Source organism: Proteus sp. TJ1640 (genome assembly GCF_003144445.1).
GTDB lineage: Bacteria > Pseudomonadota > Gammaproteobacteria > Enterobacterales > Enterobacteriaceae > Proteus > Proteus penneri.
On sequence record NZ_PENY01000012.1, the window covers coordinates 19,977 to 40,082 of the forward strand.

General features: G+C 39.6%; 40 protein-coding genes. 17 read left to right on the plus strand and 23 right to left on the minus strand.

The window, feature by feature from the left end; genetic code table 11:
* From DK861_RS05460 to DK861_RS05570, 23 genes are all read right to left on the minus strand, one after another.
* Positions 1-1,605, minus strand: coding sequence for a TerL protein (locus DK861_RS05460; protein ID WP_204101250.1), 1,605 nt, complete (start codon positions 1,603-1,605; stop codon positions 1-3).
* A gap of 207 nt (positions 1,606-1,812) precedes the next feature.
* Complete coding sequence (locus DK861_RS05465) at positions 1,813-2,823, minus strand: terminase small subunit (RefSeq protein ID WP_109399471.1); 1,011 nt, start codon at positions 2,821-2,823, stop codon at positions 1,813-1,815.
* Between the two features lie 634 nt (positions 2,824-3,457).
* Positions 3,458-3,835: a hypothetical protein gene (locus DK861_RS05475; RefSeq protein ID WP_109399473.1), complete on the minus strand. Its 378-nt coding sequence runs from the start codon at positions 3,833-3,835 to the stop codon at positions 3,458-3,460.
* The gene (locus DK861_RS05480) at positions 3,832-4,224 is read right to left on the minus strand and encodes a M15 family metallopeptidase (protein ID WP_109399474.1); all 393 of its coding nucleotides are present in this window, start codon (positions 4,222-4,224) and stop codon (positions 3,832-3,834) included. Before DK861_RS05480 ends, DK861_RS05475 begins: the two co-directional genes overlap by 4 nt.
* Positions 4,217-4,534 carry a phage holin, lambda family gene (locus tag DK861_RS05485; RefSeq protein ID WP_109391273.1) on the minus strand — a complete coding sequence of 106 codons (318 nt, stop codon included), beginning with the start codon at positions 4,532-4,534 and terminating at the stop codon, positions 4,217-4,219. The genes DK861_RS05480 and DK861_RS05485 overlap by 8 nt, the downstream gene beginning before the upstream one ends.
* Before the next feature lie 465 nt (positions 4,535-4,999).
* Positions 5,000-5,503, minus strand: coding sequence for an antiterminator Q family protein (locus tag DK861_RS05490; RefSeq protein ID WP_109399475.1), 504 nt, complete (start codon positions 5,501-5,503; stop codon positions 5,000-5,002).
* On the minus strand, positions 5,500-5,691 hold the full coding sequence (locus DK861_RS05495; RefSeq protein WP_109399476.1) for a hypothetical protein: 192 nt from the start codon (positions 5,689-5,691) through the stop codon (positions 5,500-5,502). The genes DK861_RS05490 and DK861_RS05495 overlap by 4 nt, the downstream gene beginning before the upstream one ends.
* Complete coding sequence (locus DK861_RS05500; protein ID WP_109399477.1) at positions 5,681-6,046, minus strand: RusA family crossover junction endodeoxyribonuclease; 366 nt, start codon at positions 6,044-6,046, stop codon at positions 5,681-5,683. Before DK861_RS05500 ends, DK861_RS05495 begins: the two co-directional genes overlap by 11 nt.
* Positions 6,043-6,333, minus strand: coding sequence for a DUF1364 domain-containing protein (locus tag DK861_RS05505; protein WP_109399478.1), 291 nt, complete (start codon positions 6,331-6,333; stop codon positions 6,043-6,045). The genes DK861_RS05500 and DK861_RS05505 overlap by 4 nt, the downstream gene beginning before the upstream one ends.
* Positions 6,326-6,448, minus strand: coding sequence for a hypothetical protein (locus DK861_RS18565; RefSeq protein ID WP_275425643.1), 123 nt, complete (start codon positions 6,446-6,448; stop codon positions 6,326-6,328). Before DK861_RS18565 ends, DK861_RS05505 begins: the two co-directional genes overlap by 8 nt.
* Complete coding sequence (locus DK861_RS05510) at positions 6,445-6,732, minus strand: hypothetical protein (protein WP_109399479.1); 288 nt, start codon at positions 6,730-6,732, stop codon at positions 6,445-6,447. Before DK861_RS05510 ends, DK861_RS18565 begins: the two co-directional genes overlap by 4 nt.
* Positions 6,729-7,160 (minus strand): hypothetical protein, encoded by a 432-nt coding sequence (locus tag DK861_RS05515; protein WP_109399480.1) that lies wholly within the window; start codon positions 7,158-7,160, stop codon positions 6,729-6,731. The genes DK861_RS05510 and DK861_RS05515 overlap by 4 nt, the downstream gene beginning before the upstream one ends.
* Positions 7,157-7,363, minus strand: coding sequence for a hypothetical protein (locus DK861_RS05520; protein WP_066747538.1), 207 nt, complete (start codon positions 7,361-7,363; stop codon positions 7,157-7,159). Before DK861_RS05520 ends, DK861_RS05515 begins: the two co-directional genes overlap by 4 nt.
* A complete protein-coding gene (locus tag DK861_RS05525) occupies positions 7,356-7,805 on the minus strand; it encodes a hypothetical protein (protein WP_109399481.1) in 450 nt (149 codons plus the stop codon). Before DK861_RS05525 ends, DK861_RS05520 begins: the two co-directional genes overlap by 8 nt.
* A 13-nt stretch (positions 7,806-7,818) precedes the next feature.
* On the minus strand, positions 7,819-7,992 hold the full coding sequence (locus DK861_RS05530; protein WP_109399482.1) for a Lar family restriction alleviation protein: 174 nt from the start codon (positions 7,990-7,992) through the stop codon (positions 7,819-7,821).
* Positions 7,989-8,216 carry a hypothetical protein gene (locus DK861_RS05535; RefSeq protein WP_109399483.1) on the minus strand — a complete coding sequence of 76 codons (228 nt, stop codon included), beginning with the start codon at positions 8,214-8,216 and terminating at the stop codon, positions 7,989-7,991. The genes DK861_RS05530 and DK861_RS05535 overlap by 4 nt, the downstream gene beginning before the upstream one ends.
* A complete protein-coding gene (locus tag DK861_RS05540; protein ID WP_109399484.1) occupies positions 8,213-8,503 on the minus strand; it encodes a hypothetical protein in 291 nt (96 codons plus the stop codon). Before DK861_RS05540 ends, DK861_RS05535 begins: the two co-directional genes overlap by 4 nt.
* Positions 8,490-8,711, minus strand: coding sequence for a MarR family transcriptional regulator (locus tag DK861_RS05545; RefSeq protein WP_109399485.1), 222 nt, complete (start codon positions 8,709-8,711; stop codon positions 8,490-8,492). The genes DK861_RS05540 and DK861_RS05545 overlap by 14 nt, the downstream gene beginning before the upstream one ends.
* A 19-nt stretch (positions 8,712-8,730) precedes the next feature.
* Positions 8,731-9,585, minus strand: coding sequence for an ATP-binding protein (locus DK861_RS05550; protein WP_109399486.1), 855 nt, complete (start codon positions 9,583-9,585; stop codon positions 8,731-8,733).
* A gap of 3 nt (positions 9,586-9,588) precedes the next feature.
* Positions 9,589-10,404, minus strand: coding sequence for a hypothetical protein (locus DK861_RS05555; RefSeq protein WP_109399487.1), 816 nt, complete (start codon positions 10,402-10,404; stop codon positions 9,589-9,591).
* Positions 10,382-11,095: a GIY-YIG nuclease family protein gene (locus tag DK861_RS05560; RefSeq protein WP_109399488.1), complete on the minus strand. Its 714-nt coding sequence runs from the start codon at positions 11,093-11,095 to the stop codon at positions 10,382-10,384. The genes DK861_RS05555 and DK861_RS05560 overlap by 23 nt, the downstream gene beginning before the upstream one ends.
* A 95-nt stretch (positions 11,096-11,190) precedes the next feature.
* Positions 11,191-11,538 (minus strand): hypothetical protein, encoded by a 348-nt coding sequence (locus DK861_RS05565; protein ID WP_109399489.1) that lies wholly within the window; start codon positions 11,536-11,538, stop codon positions 11,191-11,193.
* A gap of 161 nt (positions 11,539-11,699) precedes the next feature.
* Positions 11,700-11,900 (minus strand): helix-turn-helix transcriptional regulator, encoded by a 201-nt coding sequence (locus tag DK861_RS05570; protein WP_109399490.1) that lies wholly within the window; start codon positions 11,898-11,900, stop codon positions 11,700-11,702.
* A 99-nt stretch (positions 11,901-11,999) separates the two neighbouring features.
* Here DK861_RS05570 and DK861_RS05575 point away from each other — a divergent pair, with 99 nt between their 5' ends.
* The 17 genes from DK861_RS05575 to DK861_RS05640 all read left to right on the plus strand — a co-directional run bounded on the left by DK861_RS05575 (position 12,000) and on the right by DK861_RS05640 (position 19,847).
* Positions 12,000-12,632: a S24 family peptidase gene (locus DK861_RS05575; protein ID WP_036935821.1), complete on the plus strand. Its 633-nt coding sequence runs from the start codon at positions 12,000-12,002 to the stop codon at positions 12,630-12,632.
* A gap of 383 nt (positions 12,633-13,015) precedes the next feature.
* On the plus strand, positions 13,016-13,324 hold the full coding sequence (locus DK861_RS05580) for a hypothetical protein (protein WP_109399491.1): 309 nt from the start codon (positions 13,016-13,018) through the stop codon (positions 13,322-13,324).
* A 1-nt stretch (position 13,325) separates the two neighbouring features.
* Positions 13,326-13,637, plus strand: coding sequence for a hypothetical protein (locus DK861_RS18405; protein WP_239452134.1), 312 nt, complete (start codon positions 13,326-13,328; stop codon positions 13,635-13,637).
* A gap of 156 nt (positions 13,638-13,793) precedes the next feature.
* Positions 13,794-13,967: a hypothetical protein gene (locus DK861_RS18155; RefSeq protein ID WP_162556760.1), complete on the plus strand. Its 174-nt coding sequence runs from the start codon at positions 13,794-13,796 to the stop codon at positions 13,965-13,967.
* Between the two features lie 123 nt (positions 13,968-14,090).
* Positions 14,091-14,297 carry an antirestriction Ral family protein gene (locus DK861_RS05590; RefSeq protein ID WP_109399492.1) on the plus strand — a complete coding sequence of 69 codons (207 nt, stop codon included), beginning with the start codon at positions 14,091-14,093 and terminating at the stop codon, positions 14,295-14,297.
* Positions 14,298-14,396: 99 nt separating this feature from the next.
* On the plus strand, positions 14,397-14,696 hold the full coding sequence (locus DK861_RS05595) for a hypothetical protein (RefSeq protein WP_109399505.1): 300 nt from the start codon (positions 14,397-14,399) through the stop codon (positions 14,694-14,696).
* 1 nt (position 14,697) lies between these two features.
* Positions 14,698-15,012: a hypothetical protein gene (locus tag DK861_RS05600; RefSeq protein ID WP_109399493.1), complete on the plus strand. Its 315-nt coding sequence runs from the start codon at positions 14,698-14,700 to the stop codon at positions 15,010-15,012.
* Between the two features lie 53 nt (positions 15,013-15,065).
* Positions 15,066-15,221, plus strand: coding sequence for a hypothetical protein (locus DK861_RS18260; protein ID WP_204101251.1), 156 nt, complete (start codon positions 15,066-15,068; stop codon positions 15,219-15,221).
* A gap of 64 nt (positions 15,222-15,285) precedes the next feature.
* Entirely contained in the window at positions 15,286-15,492 is a 207-nt protein-coding gene (locus DK861_RS05605) for a hypothetical protein (RefSeq protein WP_239452135.1), read from the plus strand.
* A complete protein-coding gene (locus tag DK861_RS18265) occupies positions 15,489-15,641 on the plus strand; it encodes a hypothetical protein (protein ID WP_204101252.1) in 153 nt (50 codons plus the stop codon). The genes DK861_RS05605 and DK861_RS18265 overlap by 4 nt, the downstream gene beginning before the upstream one ends.
* A 9-nt stretch (positions 15,642-15,650) precedes the next feature.
* A complete protein-coding gene (locus DK861_RS05610) occupies positions 15,651-16,343 on the plus strand; it encodes a hypothetical protein (RefSeq protein WP_109399495.1) in 693 nt (230 codons plus the stop codon).
* Between the two features lie 27 nt (positions 16,344-16,370).
* Positions 16,371-16,946 (plus strand): ERF family protein, encoded by a 576-nt coding sequence (locus DK861_RS05615; RefSeq protein ID WP_109399496.1) that lies wholly within the window; start codon positions 16,371-16,373, stop codon positions 16,944-16,946.
* Entirely contained in the window at positions 16,946-17,362 is a 417-nt protein-coding gene (locus DK861_RS05620) for a single-stranded DNA-binding protein (RefSeq protein WP_109399497.1), read from the plus strand. The genes DK861_RS05615 and DK861_RS05620 overlap by 1 nt, the downstream gene beginning before the upstream one ends.
* A 64-nt stretch (positions 17,363-17,426) precedes the next feature.
* On the plus strand, positions 17,427-18,305 hold the full coding sequence (locus tag DK861_RS05625; protein ID WP_109399498.1) for a DNA cytosine methyltransferase: 879 nt from the start codon (positions 17,427-17,429) through the stop codon (positions 18,303-18,305).
* A gap of 13 nt (positions 18,306-18,318) precedes the next feature.
* Entirely contained in the window at positions 18,319-18,600 is a 282-nt protein-coding gene (locus DK861_RS05630) for a hypothetical protein (RefSeq protein ID WP_109399499.1), read from the plus strand.
* On the plus strand, positions 18,600-19,055 hold the full coding sequence (locus DK861_RS05635; protein WP_109399500.1) for an ASCH domain-containing protein: 456 nt from the start codon (positions 18,600-18,602) through the stop codon (positions 19,053-19,055). Before DK861_RS05630 ends, DK861_RS05635 begins: the two co-directional genes overlap by 1 nt.
* Positions 19,056-19,130: 75 nt before the next feature.
* Positions 19,131-19,847, plus strand: a complete 717-nt coding sequence (locus DK861_RS05640; RefSeq protein WP_109399501.1) for a hypothetical protein — start codon at positions 19,131-19,133, stop codon at positions 19,845-19,847.
* Positions 19,848-20,106: the final 259 nt, after the last annotated feature.

Sequence of the window (20,106 nt, forward strand, 5' to 3'; positions counted from 1 at the left end):
TTACCTCTTAGTTGTGAAGAAACTACCGCTTCTTTTCTCAGGAGATTTAAGAATGACTAAGCCATCAGCACAGTTTGGAGACTTAGCACCGTTAGGTTTTTTATCAACGACGATTTTACCTGCTGAGTTTTTTGTGTACGTTGGCTGGCAGAGTTCGGAAGTTAATCTCGATAAAGATGACATCTTTGAAGATAACGAAATAATCTCATCAGGATCATATTTCATACCATTAACAGCTCTATGGGTATTTAAAAACAATGTCCGCAAATGCCACCAAGATTGAGATTTAAAGTTTTGGAAAAAGTCCTTATTCGTAATATTTCTACCGCTGGCATCTTTCATTAAAACCTTATCCGGATTTAGTACACCAGAACTTCCTTTGTAAGCAGAAAAGGTAATAGGATTTAAACCAGATAACTTCCGTTCTTCATTGACTTGTCTTGAATCACCACGACAACCGGCACCAATACCATCAGCATCATATAGAACCTCACTACAACCATAATCACTGGCTAAATTGATAGCCTTAACCACAGTTTGATAGATATCAGCACCTTTGCCACTCCACTCTTCGCAAACATCAATCAATATTCCTTTTCCTGATACAAAGGCATTTTTATCTATACCTTCGTCAGCCACATCAAGAGCACCAAGGCGCTTACCTGTTGGTTCAATTCCCAACTTGATATGTGCGTCTATTGCAGACTGTATCCATGCAGAAGGAATAATCACCCCTTCAACGGATGCGTTGTAATCTATATCTATTTCTTGAGCGACTGTAACGGGATCTAAAACTTCAACCTGCTTGTCGTACCATGCTTGGTCTTTCCTTGGATCTTCTCTCCAGTGGAATGTAAATACTGGTATTTTTCCGCTATGCCTACGGATAGCGAAGCTATTAGCATTTCCATTTGGCGTTGAAATATCTTGTCTGCAGTTAGTTGTAGCTGATAAAGAAGCGTCAATAAGAGATGGCCGTTCGAGGAAAGCGGACTCATCAACAATATAAAAACTTACGCGATCCCCTCGCCCAATACCATCACCACACTCACCCGATATGATTGAGTCAGTATGAGGAAATTTTATTCTCATGTGTGGTGCGTCTTTGTTTCTATTCCAACCAAAACGAAATTCAGCCGGCAGATAAGACATGAAGATACGGGCTTTCTCTAACAGTGATTTAGGTACCCCGATCTTATCGACATACTCTTCTTTACGACTACCTATGCCGACACTAATACCACGATTGAAATTACATACAGTGCAAGATAAGCCGACCGTTAGCCAACTCATCCCCATATCACGCGTCTTTTCTGTAATACCAGGCTCTTGCCCTTTCCATCGTTCGATAAACCATTCAATCCATTCCTCTTGTCGAGGAAATAATAAAAATGGGATATAAGAAGGTAAACCTCGCTCAGGGTTTCGTGGGTCATACGTCATTCCCCAATCAATAATAAATTGAGCTGGATTATCTTTGTAGTAAGCGTTGAGTGCTGGTATAGATTCTGGATTTTGGCGAATTCGTGTTAATCGTTCCATTCGCCATTCAAATACCTGCGGGTAGTCAGGATTTTTAAAATCAAACGGGAATGGGATGGGCATAGTAAATTTCTTTAATTCAATGTCTATTTAACATAATGATGCTTACACGCCCTACCGAAAATCAACTGAGTGTATTTTCTATGTGTAAGCGCTATTTATCTAAGTTATCTATTGAAATGGGTACAATTTAGAATGAATAAAACGTGCATAAAATAGGTGTGATTTTGCATAGCCTAATTTTTCAATGAAACCGCTATTTTTATCAATTTACCCCATGATTTGCTTATATGCGTCAGATGCTTCTTGAGGTGACAAGTTAGCTATCTCTGTTTTGATAGGTCCACCATCGGCACCCGTTAATTCCGTCTTGTTCTTCAGCATACCTAAATGCTGTGCAACCATCTTAAGCGCTTCATCTTGATTACGAGTAATAACCTCAACACCAAACTTCCCTTCTTTCACGCCAGCAAATACTCGACGAGCTGGCCCTGTTAAGTCACGCGTATCATGAAAGTACGCACGCCCAATACCAGCACCATTACAACGAGGGCAATCAGGATTTGGATCTAATGTTTCATCGTAACCGTAGCCTCCCACATCTTGTGGAGGTGGTTTATTGGTTGTGAGCGCTTTTTTAGTAGCATCTTCAAACTCTATTGAATCACGCCACTGATAATTGAAACCAAAGCCCCAGCAATGACGGCAACATAATCGTCGGTATTCGGTCAGCTCGTTAACGTCTGCTGTTGCGATATCCCACCACATTTTTAATACGGCATCTTGGGTTATCTCTGTTCTGCGCTCCCGTTCTGCTAATGCGTCTGTGATTGCTCGTGAAACCTTAGCATTTCTTAGCATGCGAGTAGCATTTACATAAGCTGTATTTCCCTCACCTTTATAACCGGCTCGCTTATATGCTCCCGTTCGATTTAAGTCGATAAGGTATTCACTAACAAATTTAATCTGTTGTTCAGTTAGCCCGTAATTGCGCAGACTAAAGGTGTTTTCATCATCATGCGCATTACTTGATTCATTACTCTGCGCATCGGGTATATCACTATTGTGCATTGGCTTTTTTGCGCATTCTTTTTTCTGCGCAGTGCGCAATTTCTTGTGCGCAGTTTTTTGCGCATTCTGCGCACTGGATATTTTGATATATCGTCGAGCTGTTGCGTAGTTTAATTCCTTTAGTTCGCACCACTCTTTAGGGGATATTCCTGTTATAGCATGTTCGGCGAGGAACTGTTGTTGTAGCATCCCCCAATCCGGTTTTGCCATTGTGTTTATCTCCTTAGCCTATTAAAAAGCCCATTCGTTAAAATAGGCTTTGTGATTGACTCTTATAAATTGTACTCGTCTCTCCGGTTGTCACGCCCTTTCTTCTACCTACAGCTGACGTTGCTGATAATGACCGAAAAATAACAAAATGGTGGTATTCATTGTTTTTGATTCTCACTATGCGCTCACTGTGAGGTAATGCAGGTCATGGCTAACATAGGAGACAGCGACAATGCGACGCATTAATGACGCATTAATAATGCATGGAAATCGATTTGATTTATTTCAATAATAGATGGGTTGGATTTGTAAGTTTACGTACAGGTAATTATACTTAAATCTCAATCAACCCAGTGTTGATATCTAATACATTCTATGTGTTCTACTTTGCGCTCTATCAGGGCGCTTTTTTATTTCTGGCAATAACTGTATACTTGCTAAGTATTTATTTTTTGCTTCATTTTAACCGCCCTATGTTACCCAAACTCATAGGGTATTTTTTTATCTATTCTCTTCAATTTCCCGTATTGCTTTTTTATCTGAATTACATTGCTCAATAACCGATAACAGGGAGATGTTTAACATTAACGATTCTCCCCATGTCATTTGTTCTGGTATATAGGGTAATAGACAATCAGTGGTTAGGTGTGCTGGTATCGCTATGTGCTCCACTGGCACGTATTCTTTCTGAATAGTCGTGCATCCTGATAAGAGCGTCACTAGGAATAGCAGTATTGGCACAATCATTATTGATAAGAACAGTTTTGATAACCGTTTTAACTTTTTCAGAATCCACGGCTGACCTATTCCGCTCTTCGCTATTAAGTGATGAGACATTGTTGATAATCCTGAATGTTCGGTTGGCGTTTTCTGTAACAGATTGCTGGCGAGATAACTGATTAGTTGCTGTGTTGTAATCTTTGCTTAATTTGTCGTAGTCATCTATTACCCACCATAGCCAGAATGCAGATATTGCCAGTAGTCCAGCTAATACCTTAGTTAGCGTATTCATGCGGGATATGTCTTATGGGTTAATTGGAAATGAGGGCCATCTTTAAATGTTTTCCAGTTACCGCCCCATTCGATATCGACACTTAACTCTTTCGCCGCTTGCATCATGGCATCAGCTACTTTTTTAAAGTATGACCAATCGTTCCAAGGGATCTGATTATTTACCAGCGGAGCACAATCAACAGCGTGGCCAGTTAAGTGACGACTATTCATCGTTTGGCTTTTACCGCTTGCAACTAATTGTCGTTGTCGAGCTTCGTTACGCTTACCTTCAATCACCATAAAATCAATATCGGTAATTTCTAATGCTCGATGTACTACTTTAACCAAATCAGGATGAACGCCACGGAGGTTTTCTTCGCTACGTCTACTTAATCTAAACTTACTCACTTTTCAGCCCTGCCTTACCCTTAATGAGTTTACTTAATCCATCCACACCGACATACCCAATGAATACACTAGCCAGATATGCCAATTCATGATTAAGGCCAAGTAGCGTCAAGAGGTCTTTTACAAACCATGCAAACAACGCACACATAGCACCATCAAATAACGTTTTCTTCCAGCCACCGCCGTTGTACTTACCACGCAGAATTGCCATGCCAGTTGCTAGTGACGCGCTAATTCCTTGCTCCTTATGAGAGGCGATAACTTGGAATACTTGATCCCAAAACTCAGGGGTTTCTTTCATATGATTCATACTCACCCCCTATTTGGAGGAATTAGTTAATAGAACGCCGACTCACAGCTCTTGTGTGAACGTGAGGTGTTGTGATTGATTCTGTGGTCGGCATATACGAAAAAAGACCGCCTAAGCGATCTTCTGAATGTGAACTATCCGGTAATTCCGGATGGTTGGATTACCACAATGCAAATAAGCACTCTGGAATAATATCAAAAACTTATTCCCTCGAATTCGGGGGAATTAAATAAAGTGGATGTAGGTGCCAATCTCCCACAATCTCGGTATTCGATGCGCTCTACCGCATTCCCAAGTTTCCTATTTCCGAGCGTCAGGCTATTACTGGTGCTAACTGGCTTTAGCATTATCCACTAATCAGATAACAAAAAACCCCGACGAAGCGAGGTCTTGAATGAGGTAAGTAAACTTAAGAGTCACGTAAAGCAACTTACCTTATAATTGTTGTCCATTTGTCCATTAATGTCAATAGCAAAGTTCAGTTATTTTCTTTACTTTAGCTACACGTTTACGATTATTCATTGCATTTCGCAGAGGTTCGTACAATAACCACTGAGCAGCTTTTAGTTTTTCGTCAACTTCTCTCCTGCAAGTTCTATGAGATGGCTTGCCGTATTTATTTCCCCCTCTCGTTTGCATTTTGCGTGGTTTTGCAACTCGGTGATAGTAAGATGCAATCGACAACTTAGATGAACCATGAGCGTAATAACTTAGTAATATTCCATAAGCCTGTGTGTCAGTGGCGATGACTGAATCTACGACCTGAGAAATCAACATTCCTTCATCGTCATTGCACATAGGTCTTGATGGGTTTTTACTTGGCTCTACTGTTTGCATGAATTTATAAATCATGTTGATCATACGAATATCGATACGACCAGAATATACCCACGCCCCCCACAGATTTAACCATCCATCTAGCCAGCGAAATTGCTCATCTGTTAATTCCTTTTCTCCGTTATAGCTCATCTCGCCTCCGGTAATACTGTGTGATAATCATCATTCGCAGTTGTATATAAAACCCTGACACCTTCCATCAGACCGCTGACTACTTCCATATAGTTCATAATCTGCATTACACAGAAGTTAACTCGACCGCCTGATTTGGATTTTAAATATCTGGCTTCTTCAATAGCTGTGATTAAATCAGTGAACATCATCTATCTCCCATATCGTGATATCTAATGAGCCATGAGTAACCTTTTCACCCCAGCCAATCTTTATGCTTTTAAACATACTGTCGTCAGCAATTACACCGCTTTGCGTCAGTGCGTCTAATGGGGCTTTCAGGAGGTTATCGAGGTCACGTTTTCTTCGGTCTGGAGGGTTGGCGATAATCTTTATTTTTAACTTGCCAGATAGGTTGTACTGCTGATTTGCTTTGGTGATTTGATTGATTACTGCATTGTTGAAATTTCTACCTTTCGTGCTTTTTACTTTTCTCCCTCTTGCTATTGTATATAAGTGATTTGTTTGCGGTGGCCACGGCAGTTTTAAGTGATACTCGTTCATACCTTAATCTTACCCTCCTTGATGAGAATATCCTGAGTACGAATAACGCCCTCTAAATGACATTGCTTTGCGTATTCAGCATCGACGTAGTGAGTACGCCTATCAGATTCATCGTGACAAGCACTACACGCCCAAGCACCAAATACATCATTAGGCTTTATTCCTGTGCCACAAATGCCAGACATTCGATAATGAGCCAAGACGACAGTTTCAGAATTACCATTACACACTCCCGGTATTCTAATTTGGCATTCACGACCTCGAGCTTCTTTGCGTAAGTTAGCCATCTCCCTCTCCTTTGATTTTATCCATCACTTCCAAATGAGCGTATTCATCAGCACACTGAGCACACACATAAATTTCATCATCTGTTAACGGTCTATTGCATGATTGGCAGTTCATTGAACGCCTCGCTTTACCGCACGTTTAGCTTCACGTTTAATGACAATACCTAGTCGCTCTAGCCATTCTCCGTATTTGAGCAGTGCTTCGGTTTCATCACTAATGCGAGGGAATCCATCCATTTCAATATCTACCTCAAACTTTCCAAAGTTATCTCTGGCAATAGATATTTTCTGCTCTAGCTTTGTAGTCTCGTTATTGTGAGTAACGTTATACTCCTTGAGAAATAGGTTTTCGTTTCTTTCAAACTTGACCAACTCCATTTTTGTTGACTTTGTTTTCACGCTCTCACCCCACTCAATAATGAATCAAACTTCATCAACATCGGATTACCCATGCCTGCAATATTGGCTTTATCGACAAATGACAATCCACACATAAAATCATCCAGAACTTTTCTAGGTTTCTTTGCTTCGACTTTCTTTGCTTTTGGAAATAGGGGTAAATTAGCCAGTCGCTCTTTTTCAAACTGGCTTCTCAGTCGAGTGATTGCATCGTCTGTTACTGCATAGTTATTAATTGGGCGAGTGCGTTTACGGCTCTTTGTTTCAACATGCTCTACACACTTAAATGCAAGTAGCTTTCTTAAAATAGTTCCGACTCTTGCGGGTGTTAAACATGTTACCGCTGAAATAGTGTTGTGATTAAATGAGATGAATTCACGACCAACAACTATCACTCTCGCATAAGTCCTGTATTGTTCTTCAGTCATTTCTCAGCCTCCAACTCAATAGCCCGTTTTGCGGATGCCAGCACTTCACATAAATCCTGTTCTTTGTCTTTATGACCTCTCAATCCAGCGCAGAGAGCTTTTTTAATTAAATGCTGTAATGCTGGGTTAGTTACTTCAAAGGCCTTTAAAACGTCATACACATCGATTGTTACGCCTTTGCATGGTCTGTCGTATTTACTCATCTTGTTTATCCTTTAGTTTCATGTATTCGCTGTCATTCGGGATGATGATTGGAATGCCTTTTTCAATGCACCACGCTTCGTGTTTCTCCATCATGATGAGCATCCTCGTTTTATCCATCCGGCTAGTTTTCTCACGCTCTCCGTTTTCGTCACGACCCAACCAGTGACCGACAAAATATTCATGGGTTTCTTCGTTAGTGATTGGTTTTGATAAAACGACCTCACCAGCACCATTTTTAATATCAATGACAACGCCACGCGCACGTAGCCAGTCGCCTGTGGTTTCTACCCACATTCGCCATGTTTTATTCATTGGTATTGTTCTGAGTTCACGCCATTCGGTGATTTTGATTCGGTACCGCTTACCGGTTTCTGTTACTTCTGAGAGGGTTTTGAAAATTCCTTTGAGGTTGGATTTATGGAGACAGATATCATTTGTCAATTACACCTCCGTATCACTCACTGTTAGCTCTCCTGTTCCATGCTGCAATTGCTTCAATCTCTGATGGTTGCGCCATGCTTCGATATTCACAACAATGACAAATTACAAACCACATTAGGTATTTTAGTTTTTTGGCGACACCAACTTTTGTTGATTCGCATTCAGGGCATTTCTTGAGTTCGTTCATATCAACGCCTCTCTCAATCCTGTTTGAACGTATTTAATATCGTGAGCTATAAGAATTTCCCACTCATGATAATCGTGACCGTAGTAGTTACCGCCAGCCCACGCGCATTTGTCTTGGTCATTCAGTATGAAATCCCATTGCTCATCGTTGAGTTTAACTAAACGAGCAACGTTGGCATCAAACACTTGTTGCTTAATCATTCTTGCAAGTGGTGATTCCATCATTCACCCTCTGGCATTGGTTCAAATGATTGAATGTCGAAATCCCAATATGGCGCTATTTCACATCGACCATGGCTATCATATTCACCGTTGTCTCTCGTAACGCTGATTTGATATGTGCCGTGCTTATTAAACATCTCATGCTCTTCAGCATCTTTTAATAGCTGAGTTTCAATGTCCTGCAATACATTTATTGGCGCAGGCCCTTTGAGAAAAATCACACAAATGCAATCTTTACCCATGTAAAGAACTTCTAGTTGAATGCTCTTAGTTGAATTAGTTCCCTGCATTAGATGCCTCCTTTCGGTTTAGTCTTTTAACAAACGCATCAGAATCAATTCTTAAAAGGCGATTCATAACCTTTTCACAACGATATGGTTTGTGCATTTTTCGATTGCAGTCCGCTGTCTTTTTCCCGCCCCTCACATATCTACGCTTGCGTATCATTGCCTCATCAGCGTAGAGCCACATCAACTTTTTAAATTCTGTTCCTTTCATCTAAAAATCCTCTTGCGTGTTAAGCAACTTGCTTTCTTGTTCGGTAGCTATCCCATGTAAAAGCCAGCGTACAACCACCGCCGTCATTCATTCTGTCAATAACTCGCTCGCCAATGAATGCGCCTAATTCTTCTCTGGTTTGGTTGCTGATTAGAATTGTTGGTTTCATCTTCTCGTAACGAGTATTGATGATTTCAAATAGAATCAGCTTTTCTGCCTCGGTGCCGAATTGCACACCAACCTCATCAATGATTAACAAATCTGGCTTTGTATAAATCCGAATAACTTCAAACTCTGTTTCAGTAGAATTCTTACTCCAAGTGGATTTAAACTTTCTTGCAATTCGCAAGGCTGTCGTGAATAGCGCAGAATTCTGATAATCCTCAACAACACTTTTTGCTATTGCTAATGCCAGATGATTTTTACCGGTGCCAGGCTTTCCACACATCACTAAACCACCGCCATTTTTTAGGCGATCTTCCCATTTTTTAACGTAGGCTTTGCAAACATTGAGATTATATTGAGCGTCCTTGTTCACAGCCTCGTAGTTATCCAATGTGCAAGATTTAAATCGCTCTGGAACATGAAGTTCATCAAGGAGTTTTTCTGTAAGTTTCTTCTTGAAGCGCATGTCATAATCACGCTGTTCTATCTTCAAGGCTTCCAGCTCTTCCATGAGGCAATGCGGGCAAGGTGTTGGTCGTGATGGAATTGATATCGCGGTTTTACTTGAGCGAGTTCTGGCTTGATATGCGCCATGCTTAGAGCAGGTTAATTCAACAGTCGTTACTTCGGTGTTCGGTATTTCAGCTGGCGGTTTGCTTAGGTTTTCAAGTTGCCTTTCGATTTGCTCGATTTTGTCTGATAGGTTCATGATTTAATTCATCCATGTTGGCGCATCCGTTTTACCGTAGTCCTTGGATGCAAAATTCTCGTTTACAGCTCGCTTAGGTGGCGTGGCTTTCCATGAATTACCAGGGTTTTTGTTTTGGTAATTTAACTTCTGGCTTGCAGTGATAAACCAGTTTTTAGGCTTAGCGGATCTGAACTCGATATCTAGTCGTTTTAGCTCATGCACCAAGTCTATGTTTGAATACAGCGACTGCCATTCAGCAAAGTCTTTGTGGTTTAAGCGGATCACTTCTCCCTCGAATGCATACTTGCTAGACATTTGGTGAATACTTGCAGATTGATTTTCTGGCTCACTAGGACAAGCCGTGTTTTCGGCTTGGGTGTTATTAGGAATCAGGTTAAGGGAATCAGGAATCAGGTTAAGGGAATCAGCAGGATTTGTTGTATGCTCTTCTGATTCTTGCACTGTACTTGTATGGTGCTTTTCTAGTGCTCCTTTGTTTTCAGTAGGTTGCATTACTTGTTCTGGTATTTCACTAGCCGCTTCTTTTACGTGAGGGTTCTGATGTTTCTTCCAGTTATTAATCTGAACAAACTCATTCCCATCTACTGCATATCTGGTAATAAAGTTTTTACTGTGTAGTTGTGCGAGTAATTTTTCACAATCAACATCATCGTATGGCAAAACCATAGCTTTAATTTTACGTGGCTTATCTTCTAAGCGACCTTCTCTATCTGCAATAGTCCATAAACCAACGAATAGGATTCGTGCAAATGGATCACATTCAGCAAGGTCATCATTAGTAAAAAAGCCTGGTTTAATATTTCTTGCTCTGGCCATTTATTAGCTCCTTAATAAAATCTGGTATCTCGCGCTGAGATCTGTTCTCAACTCTCCTGAAATATTGTTCATCAGCTCTCTCTATCAGGCTGATTTCCCCATCATTTATATAAAATGAAAATCCAGTTGCCTTTAACATGAGACGCACCGCCATTCTTATCATTGTTCCTGCTATCGCATTTTTATCGCCAAAGTAGTAAATTCCTTCCTGCTCAAAAATATCTTCAATGTTCAACTCCTCAGCTTTATCAGTGCATATAACATTTGTCATAACTGCTATTTCAGATAAGTCACGCTCTCGACATTCAAGGTCTAGTTCATTGCATGCCCATTTAATTTTTTCTAGTGATGTTTCAAAAAACTCTCTAGCTTCGTTCACTCGAAATTCAGATAAAATTCGATGAACTCTACTTTCATCTTCTCTTGGTGAGTGTGAGTAATACGCCAACTCAACCTTAAATGGTGTCGGCACGCCTGATGATGAATATAATTCCTTTGCTCTCCTTTCTGGCGTGGTTGTCGTCATGCCTATTTTGTATATATTTGGCATGCTTTTATTGCTCATTACATAGATCCAACCACCGACAGAATAGTCACTTGGTAACTTCCCTTTAGTTATAATCTCTTCGTTTGCTAGATACGGGTAATAGAGCTGAGGGGCTGGTTCCATTATTAAAAACTCTTCATCCATATATAATTACTCCATTAATTAGCTGTATCAGCAAAAGGAAAGCTCAAATTAGGCTTCCCTTTAATACTGGTTATTGATACAGTGTATTTGTTAGTCTAAATGGTTAAGTCCATTTGTTGAGAAGCCTCAGTTACCTCTGGGGCTTTTCTTTTAATCTTTCCCTTCCCTTCAAGCATTTGAATCAATCTCTCTGCGTAATCCCCCTCAATGACAACCTTTGTTGGTTTCTCACTAATAGCGACTGAATCAGGTGGTAATCCAAGCTCTGTTATTGCCTTGCAAGCAAGCTCAAATATTCGATTTTTATCACGACTTGAAGTTGATGGATGAATGCCTAGCATTTTTGCCAGTCCGTTATTTCCGACTGAATACATTTGTTTTAGATAGAAGCTCATCAATTCATTTGACGAACATTCAACTTTGATAGTTTTTGATAGTTCCATTTGTTAAATTCCTTCTTAGATTACTTCCCATATTGGGAACAGCAGTAATGATCCGTGGCTCATTCCATATGAGCGGATTGTTTGTTTGGTGGGTAAATCTGCCACTTCAAGAATGGCGCCGTAGCAGTCAAGAACCCTGCGTTGTTAAAGAACGGTTGGTATTATTTTGTTCCTGATTGCAACCATTGAGGATCGCAATTTAATGCTTTAGATAACTCAAGAATGAAACGTGGTCGTTTCGTATCACCTGATTCAATTCTCTGAATCGATTGTTGCTTGATTCCAACAAGTTCAGCTAATTGAGATTGAGTCATTTCAAGCTCACAACGTTTTGCCTTTACACGTTGAGAGATAGTTTCCATACGGCTTTCTCCTATACAGTTTTACCTGTATTAGATAACAGATAAGCCTGTTTGTCAAATACAGTATTTGCTGTGAGAATACTCACAGGAGGGAGTGTCATGAGTCTTGCAGATAGAGTTAAATCGAGAAGAAATTTATTAGGGCTTACTCAGACAGAAGCTGCAGATAAGGCTGGTATAAGACAACAGTCTTGGGCTTCAATTGAAGACGGGAAAACTAAGAAACCTCGCAATATAATTAGCATTGCTAAAGCGTTAGAATGTGATGCAGGGTGGTTGATGACTGGAGATAACATTCAACCAATTTCAGAGGTGAACACAAGAAAAATACCTCTTATAAGTTACGTTCAGGCGGGAAATTTGGCTCATAGCATTCCTATAACAGATTGTGATGGTTCTTTTGAGTATATCCTTACAGATCAAGATTTATCACAAGATGCTTTTGCGCTAAGAATCCAAGGGGATTCAATGGAGCCTGATTTTAAATCAGGGGATATTGTTGTCATTGACCCTGAAATAGCCCCAAATCCAGGTGAGTTTGTTGTCGCATCAAACGGCGACAATGAAGCAACTTTTAAAAAATACAGGCCAACACATATTCATATAGATGGCACAGAGCACTTTGAATTAGTACCATTAAACGATGATTACCCTATACTAGATAGTGAAAAAGGTTCTTTAATTATCATCGGTACCATGATTGAGCACAGGATTTATCGAAGAAAAAGATAACCACCTCCACACCAAATATGAAACCTGCCTAACCAGCAGGTTTTTTTATATCTAAATTTCATTAAAAATCATGCAAATACAGATTCACTTGTATTTTTACAGTTTTATCTGTTGACTGAATACAGTTTTATCTGTATATTTTAACTCATCAACGGAACACAGCACGTTGATGTTCTTTAACAACGATGATGACGAGCTGTGTATTAGTCATCAGAACGGTGGCGCTCTTGAAGCGTCAACCTTCTCAGAAGGTTTTAATGAGCACAGGGCATTCACCCCCACCATAGGGAGATTTGCCACGACATGGAGAGCATCCCATGTATAAACAGAAATAACATGGTTTCGATCCCTGTGCTCACTAAAGCCAACTGTTTGGAGGATATATGGCAACTATTACAGTTAAAAAGTCACGTAAACCTGAACACTTGCGTGGTAACTCTGCAAATAGATATGCAGCAAGAAAGAGAGCTGAAAAGCTGGCTAATGAGCAAATAGAGCAAATTCTAAATGCCACTATGCCATTGATTGAAACAAAACCTATTAGCCGAGTTGAGAAAGCAATTTCAATTCGTAGCACTAAAGTTTATGACTCAGCAGATAATACTTGCTTGCCAAATTCTAGTATTTACTCAGCTAAATATAGAAAATCTGGTACGCTGTTAGAATCTGGAGAAGTAACTGCGAGGGCTTAACATGGCGAAGATAAAGTATCTTCCTCAAACAGGAAAGCTTAACTCTAAAATGCGTAGGTATTTGGCTAGAGGAAAGCTAATTGAATTAAAAAGATCTGAGGCGCTTATAGCTAAAGAAACAGATCCTAGCGTTGTTGTTGACCCATACAAACCAATTGAAGTACCTAATGGAACATTAACAGCAACTGATAGAGCCTTAATGAGTGGGGCTTTACCAAGAGACTGCGAGACAAAAGATAATGCACCTAAAGACGACATTATGAATAGAGTTGTAAATCATGCTCATCAAAGAAATCCAAATAAAAAGTGGTGATTTACACCGACTAACATAAGGCCTCGCAACAGCGGGGTTTTTTATTACCTAAATACATACACCTGATAACTGTTGCTTACCTAATGTAGCAGTATTTTCAGGAGTTAAAACAAAACAGCCGAGCAGTGAGTTCGGGGTTACGGCGAGGGGGTAGATATGAATAGAGATTATGTGGTGTTTGCTGGAGATTATGAGGACTATCAAGGTAAGTCAGTAGAAAATATAAAATTTTGTGATTCTTTTCATAATTTGGAAGAAGCAGAAAAATGCATACGTGATAAACAACTTAATACCTATCCGATTTGCAGGGTTGAAATTCACTACAGTTAACTAATCCCAGTCCATTCTGTGGGCTGTGGTGAGTTGATTAATAGGAGTTAATTATGGAAAAAGATATCGAAGAATTCGACGAGCACCCAGATGATGATATGAGTCAATATCAGGACTATCCGCATGAATACGACTATTGATACCAATCAATGGTGCAGTCAGTTCAAAAAATGCAAAGGGTGCAATCTTGATGCTGAGTGCATGGTTAAGCCAGAGGAGATGGCTTTAGTTGTAGAGGATGGAAAAATTGTCGATAAATGGGCGGTGAGGACTGCCACTATGATCGAAAGAGAACTCAAGCGAAAAAACGGAAACTTAAATAACCGCTAATGAGTTAAGTTTCTTGAATGGCTTGATGATTAATAGATAGGAGATAGACCAACTATTTCCAAAATGGAAACTGTTGGATTAGTTAATAACGGAGGGAGTATGACAGATAAGGAAGATTATATTGATGACTTGCTGGGAGATATACCAGAGAAAAAAGAAACTGGTGGTTATGCATTTCCTCAGTCTGGATTTTTAGATTCAGGCAAGGACTGTTGGGTTAGCTCTGATTGTGGCGGCTCTGGTATGACAATTAGGGATTATTTCGCTGCTAAATGTATGCTAGCAATCATTAGCTCATTAAATGGCCCTGTTGTATTTGAAGAATGCAAAGGCGATTTTGATGTGTACGCAAAACAAGCCTATGAGTTGGCAGATGCAATGTTAAAGGCTAGGGGGTGATATGGAGTTTAAGCATAGTCCAGCGCCTTGGCATTTAAGGGGTGGGGTAATTAAAAACTCTCTTTTGATTGATGATAATCATAACGTTGTCGCATCCTTTCTTACTGAAATTAAAGAAGAAGATGCCCATCTAATCGCAGTAGCACCAGAATTATTAGAGGCTTTACAATCAATACAGCAATCAATGGCTAAATACATTGAAGTTGCAAATAATATTGGCGTAGAAGTACTAGCAGATGGCTTTTATCTTGGCCATGCAATTGACGTAGAAGAAAAAGCCAGACAAGCAATCTCAAAAGCCCTCGGTCAGCAGTAACCCACCGCACCAACACCAGATAACCACCCTATCGCTCACCTGGCGAGGTAAAAATGAAAACTAACTATTACAGCGCTATGCGTGACGGCATGGCGGTGCGTATCACTACGCCTCAAGCACGTAAGAATAAACGTACAAGCCCATGGTTATTCAGTTTAGCTGTGGTCATTGTAACAACCGTTGGTGTAATACCGACATTTGCAAGCTGAGGTGATTATGCAAATTTCATACAGATACTCGAACGGAACTCGGGTAGTAGACGGCAAAACAGTCATGGAATTTGACGAAAGTAGCAAGCTTAGTATTGAGACAGGAAGTTTCAGTGAGTTGGCTAAGTTAACGGAAATAGACTCAGTTGAGGCAATGGAATATGTGCTCGATTGTGACGACGAATCGCTTGAACGGATTATCAATGCGATTGGCAAGGAATCCTTTATTAATAGGATATTACGTGTTTCTAAGCTAAGGAGGGTTGCGTGACACAACATCAACAGTGGTTAGAAGAATTACGCGGGAAGCGTAAAGAATCGCAGGAACGCGAACATGATGAATTTATGTATCAAACGGAAGTGTTAGGACGGCAGGGATTGCCAGTACCAATGAAAGACTTTCAAGGTGAATTTAATTAAGGAGCTGTAATGAATATTTATATTGATATCGAAACCATACCATCACAAGACCCAGTAGTTAGACAAAAATTTATAGATGACGTGACCGCTCCGGGTAATTATAAAAAACAAGAATCAATTGATGCTTGGCTAGCTGAAAACCGAGAGATTGTAGGAGAAGAAAACTGGAAAAAGACTAGTTTTGATGGTGGTTTCGGTCATGTTTGCGTGATTGGTGTAGCAATTAATGACGGGGAAACTAAAACTTTCTACGCGGAAGATTATCTAGCCAATGAAAAGAGAATTATCACTGATTTATTTGAGCTAATTGACGACAATTACGACCCATCAAAAAACGTACCACCTGTATTTATTGGTCATAACGTAGCTGATTTTGACCTCAAATTCCTATTCCAACGCGCTGTTGTTCTTGGGGTTAAACCTCCAAGAGTAATCCCTTTCGGAGCTAGATCATGGGATAAAGCTATATTCGACACGATGACTGTATGGGCTGGTCATAATGGACGTGTGTCACTAGATAAGCTGTGCTCAGTTCTCGGGTTGGATGCTAAGGGTTCTGAGACCGGTGAAGATATCGATGGAAGTAAAGTTTGGGACTTTGTTAAGGATGGAAAAATTTCAGTTGTAGCAGAGTATTGTAAGGGGGATGTAGACAGGGTTAGAGCTATTCATAAACGTATGACATTTCAATTAACCGCCTAGTCTGGCGGTTTTTTATTGGAGGTAATTATGAGTAAAGAATTCTACAAAAAAATAGCCAATATTCAGCAAAATTTAAAAGCCCCGAAGAACCTAAATAACTCATTCGGTAACTACGCATACAGGAGTTGCGAAGGAATTCTGGAATCAGTTAAGCCGTTACTGGATGGGTTAGTCTTAAGCATTACGGATGATGTTGTTGCTGTTGGCGACAGAATTTATGTCAAATCGACTGCGACTTTAACGGATGGAGAGCACTCTCACAGCGTAACAGCGATGGCAAGAGAGCCAATGTCAAAAAAAGGAATGGATGACGCTCAGGTGACAGGGGCAACAAGTTCTTATGCTCGTAAATATTGCTTAAATGGACTTTTTGCAATTGATGATTCGAAGGATGCGGATAGTAACGAGCATAAACAACAAGAAAGAAATTTTAATCCTGATGCTGTTTTGTCTGAGTTTACTGGAAATGCCATGAATATTAGCAATATAAAAACATTAAAGTCTGAATTTGGTAAAACATGGAAGTTACTTGACAACACGCCAGAACAAGCAAAAGCGAAAGAAGTTTATGACATTAGGAAATCAGAGTTGGAGGCTGCTTAATGGCAATTAACACAATAACGGCAAGTGGAAACCTAGGTAAAGATTGCGAACAGCGATGGACGCCGAATGGTAAAGCGGTTGCATCTTTTAGTTTGCCAGTGAAGCAAGGTTACGGAGAGCACGAAAAAGTATCTTGGGTTATCTGCAAGATGTTTGGCCCTAAAGCTGAAAAGTTACCTCCACACCTAACCAAAGGAACAAAGGTTACAGTAACTGGTGAGTTCGTCATGGAAGAATGGACAAGCCAGAACGGTGAGAAAAAATCAGCACCAGTAATTATCGTTGATCAATTAGATTTTGGTGGTAACGGTGGAAATCAGGCGGGAAGCCAGAAGATACAGCAATCAGCGCATCAACCGCAAGCACCACAAAACGAACCCCCTCAAGATTGGGATGATCAAAAAATACCCTTCTGACCCTACCCGTTTAACCAAAGGATGCAAGTATTACTCAGTGCAAGGATGCAAACAGGAGATAGATATGATAACCGTTAATTCTTATTTCAGCGGTGCTGGTCTTATGGATATTGGGATTATCCAATCTGGAATAAATATAGGGCAAGCATTTGAAATTGATACATCTGCTTGCAAAACCTACCGTCATAATTTAGGCGATCATATTAAAGAGTGCGATATCACAAAAGAGTTAGTTTTAGAACAAGACTCATGTGACGGCATGATATTTACTTATCCATGCACTAAATACAGCACAATCGGCGATATACATGGTGTGAGAACTGGTGATGAATTGTTTTTACATGCATTGCGTCACTTAGCTATTGCGCGACCTGAGTTTTATGTCGTTGAGAATGTACCTGGTATGAAAGCATTTCCAGTTGTCATGGAAGCAATGCAAAAAATGCCAGATTACTACGTTAATGTTTTTTGCCCTGTCAAGTCAGAAACTTGGCTACCACAGAAGCGCAGCCGATTAATAATCATCGGTACGAAAAGGAATTTCACGCCACGCCCACCAGAAAATCATAAGCCAATTAAGCTAGCTGATGTCCTGGAAAAAGAACCAGAAATCAATATACCGAATTCTGTTTATTCGAGAATGAATGGCGCATACCGAGACAAACCTATTATCAGTAATCCACAAAATGGTGATATCGCACCGACCTGCGTTGCTCACTATGCGAAAGATAAAAGCACTCGATTAGTAACTGATAAAAACTTTCCAATGGGTGTTAGGCCATACACGGTACGCGAATATGCGCGATTACAAGGTGTACCTGATTGGTTTCAATTCCCCGTGAGCCAGACTGACGCATACCGCCAAATAGGAAACGGCGTTAGTGTCCAGGTTGGTGAATGGATAGGAAATGAAATTAAGCACTATATCGCAGGGATGCAATGAAGAGGAATGAATAATGGCAATAGTTCAGTTTTATATAGCCGGTGGCAGAGGTGAAGACCCGTCAGGAATTAGTGAAGAAAACCTCTATGAATTACCAGATGATCATAACTTCAGTGCTGATGATGACCTCGATTCATGCATTGAAGCATGTGCAGAATATTATCACGATAACTGTGATGGATGGGAGGATCAATGGCCATTGTTATTCATGCTATGGATTGACGACCAATATCTTGGCACGTTTGAAGTTTATCGTGAGTTTGACCCAGTATTTTCAGCAAATAAGGTGGGATGATGAAAGACAGAATCAAGTTTAACGATGTAATGCTAAAGGCTGTTATGGATGGCAGAAAAACACAGACGCGCCGACCAATTGAGCCACAGCCTAAAGTAACCGAGGAAGAGTTACGTAAGCTTAATGCATGGCAAGAGGGTTACACCTTATCCGAGCAAGTATGCGCAGCGTGGCGACACGGATTTATTGATGATGATTGCCCTTATGGACAAGCTGGCGACATCATCAACATTGCAGACAAAGACGGTAATATCAAAGGGAAAATTGAAATTACTGATGTTTGGGTTCAGCAAATAAATGATATTAGTGAAAGCGATGCTAAAGCAGAGGGATTCGATGGGTATAAAAACTCTTACTCATCCGAGTTTACTTTGATGTGGAATACAATATACGCCGAAGATGGCTGGATTAATAACGAATGGGTGTGGGTGATTGAGTTTCGCAAAGTAGACTAAAGAGGCATTTTGACAGTGGATTAGTCACATGGATGTGAGTATGATTTCAGTTTTCATTTTTGTTAAGGTTAGGATATGAAGCGGAATATAGATGATTTCAATGGAATGAAAGATTTTATTATTAGTATTGTTGGGGTTGTTGCTTGGTTTCTAATTGGGTTCATTATTATTGTTGGTTATTTCACTTTGGAAACTAAAGGTGAAAGCGTTATGCTAAACTATATTTCTACATTTTTTACAACTTTATCAGGTATGGGTATTGTAGTCGGTTTTATAGTATATGCATTGCAAAAAAATGATAAAAAAAAGGAATTAAAACAGAACTTTGAACATTACTGTAATGTCATTTCTGAAGAAAAAGAAAAAATAATAGAATTTTATATAAAACTGAGAGATATAGAAAAAGACATAAAGGATGATAAATTAGAGAATGTTTCTCTTCGATTTAGAAAAGATGCCTATACTTTTATAATAAAAAAATCAAACAATAAAGATAAAAAAATGTATTCATTTTTTATAAATTCAACAATCATTCAAATGATGAGCCAAACTTGCAATGATTCATTAAAAATTAGTTATGATCTCTATTTACCACTTAAGAAATTAATCGATGAAACTATAATTCTGGAAAGAAGATTATATGCTCTATTCTTACAATATGATTCAACCAATGGGATAAAAAACAAAGTGCAAGACGAAAGAATTAATAGAATATTAAAATTTGAACTATTCACAAAAAGAAAGAGAAAATTAAAAAATATTAAAAAGATAAAAACCCCTACCCTGCACTAGCAGGGTTTTTTATACCTAAAATTCAGAGTAACAATTAATGCAAATAATAGGATATGTATTACTCATGCTAATACAGGGTTCTGTTGTGCCTGTAACGGAAGATATATACACGCAATCGGAATGCAATAAACGTGCTGAATATTTAATGTCAGTTAGGAATGTTGAAGTTGTTTGTGGAGAGGTGTGGAATGAAAGATAAATATAGTGTGAACTTACAAGGATACGAGGAAGAAGGTTTTGAAATTGAGCCGACAATAAA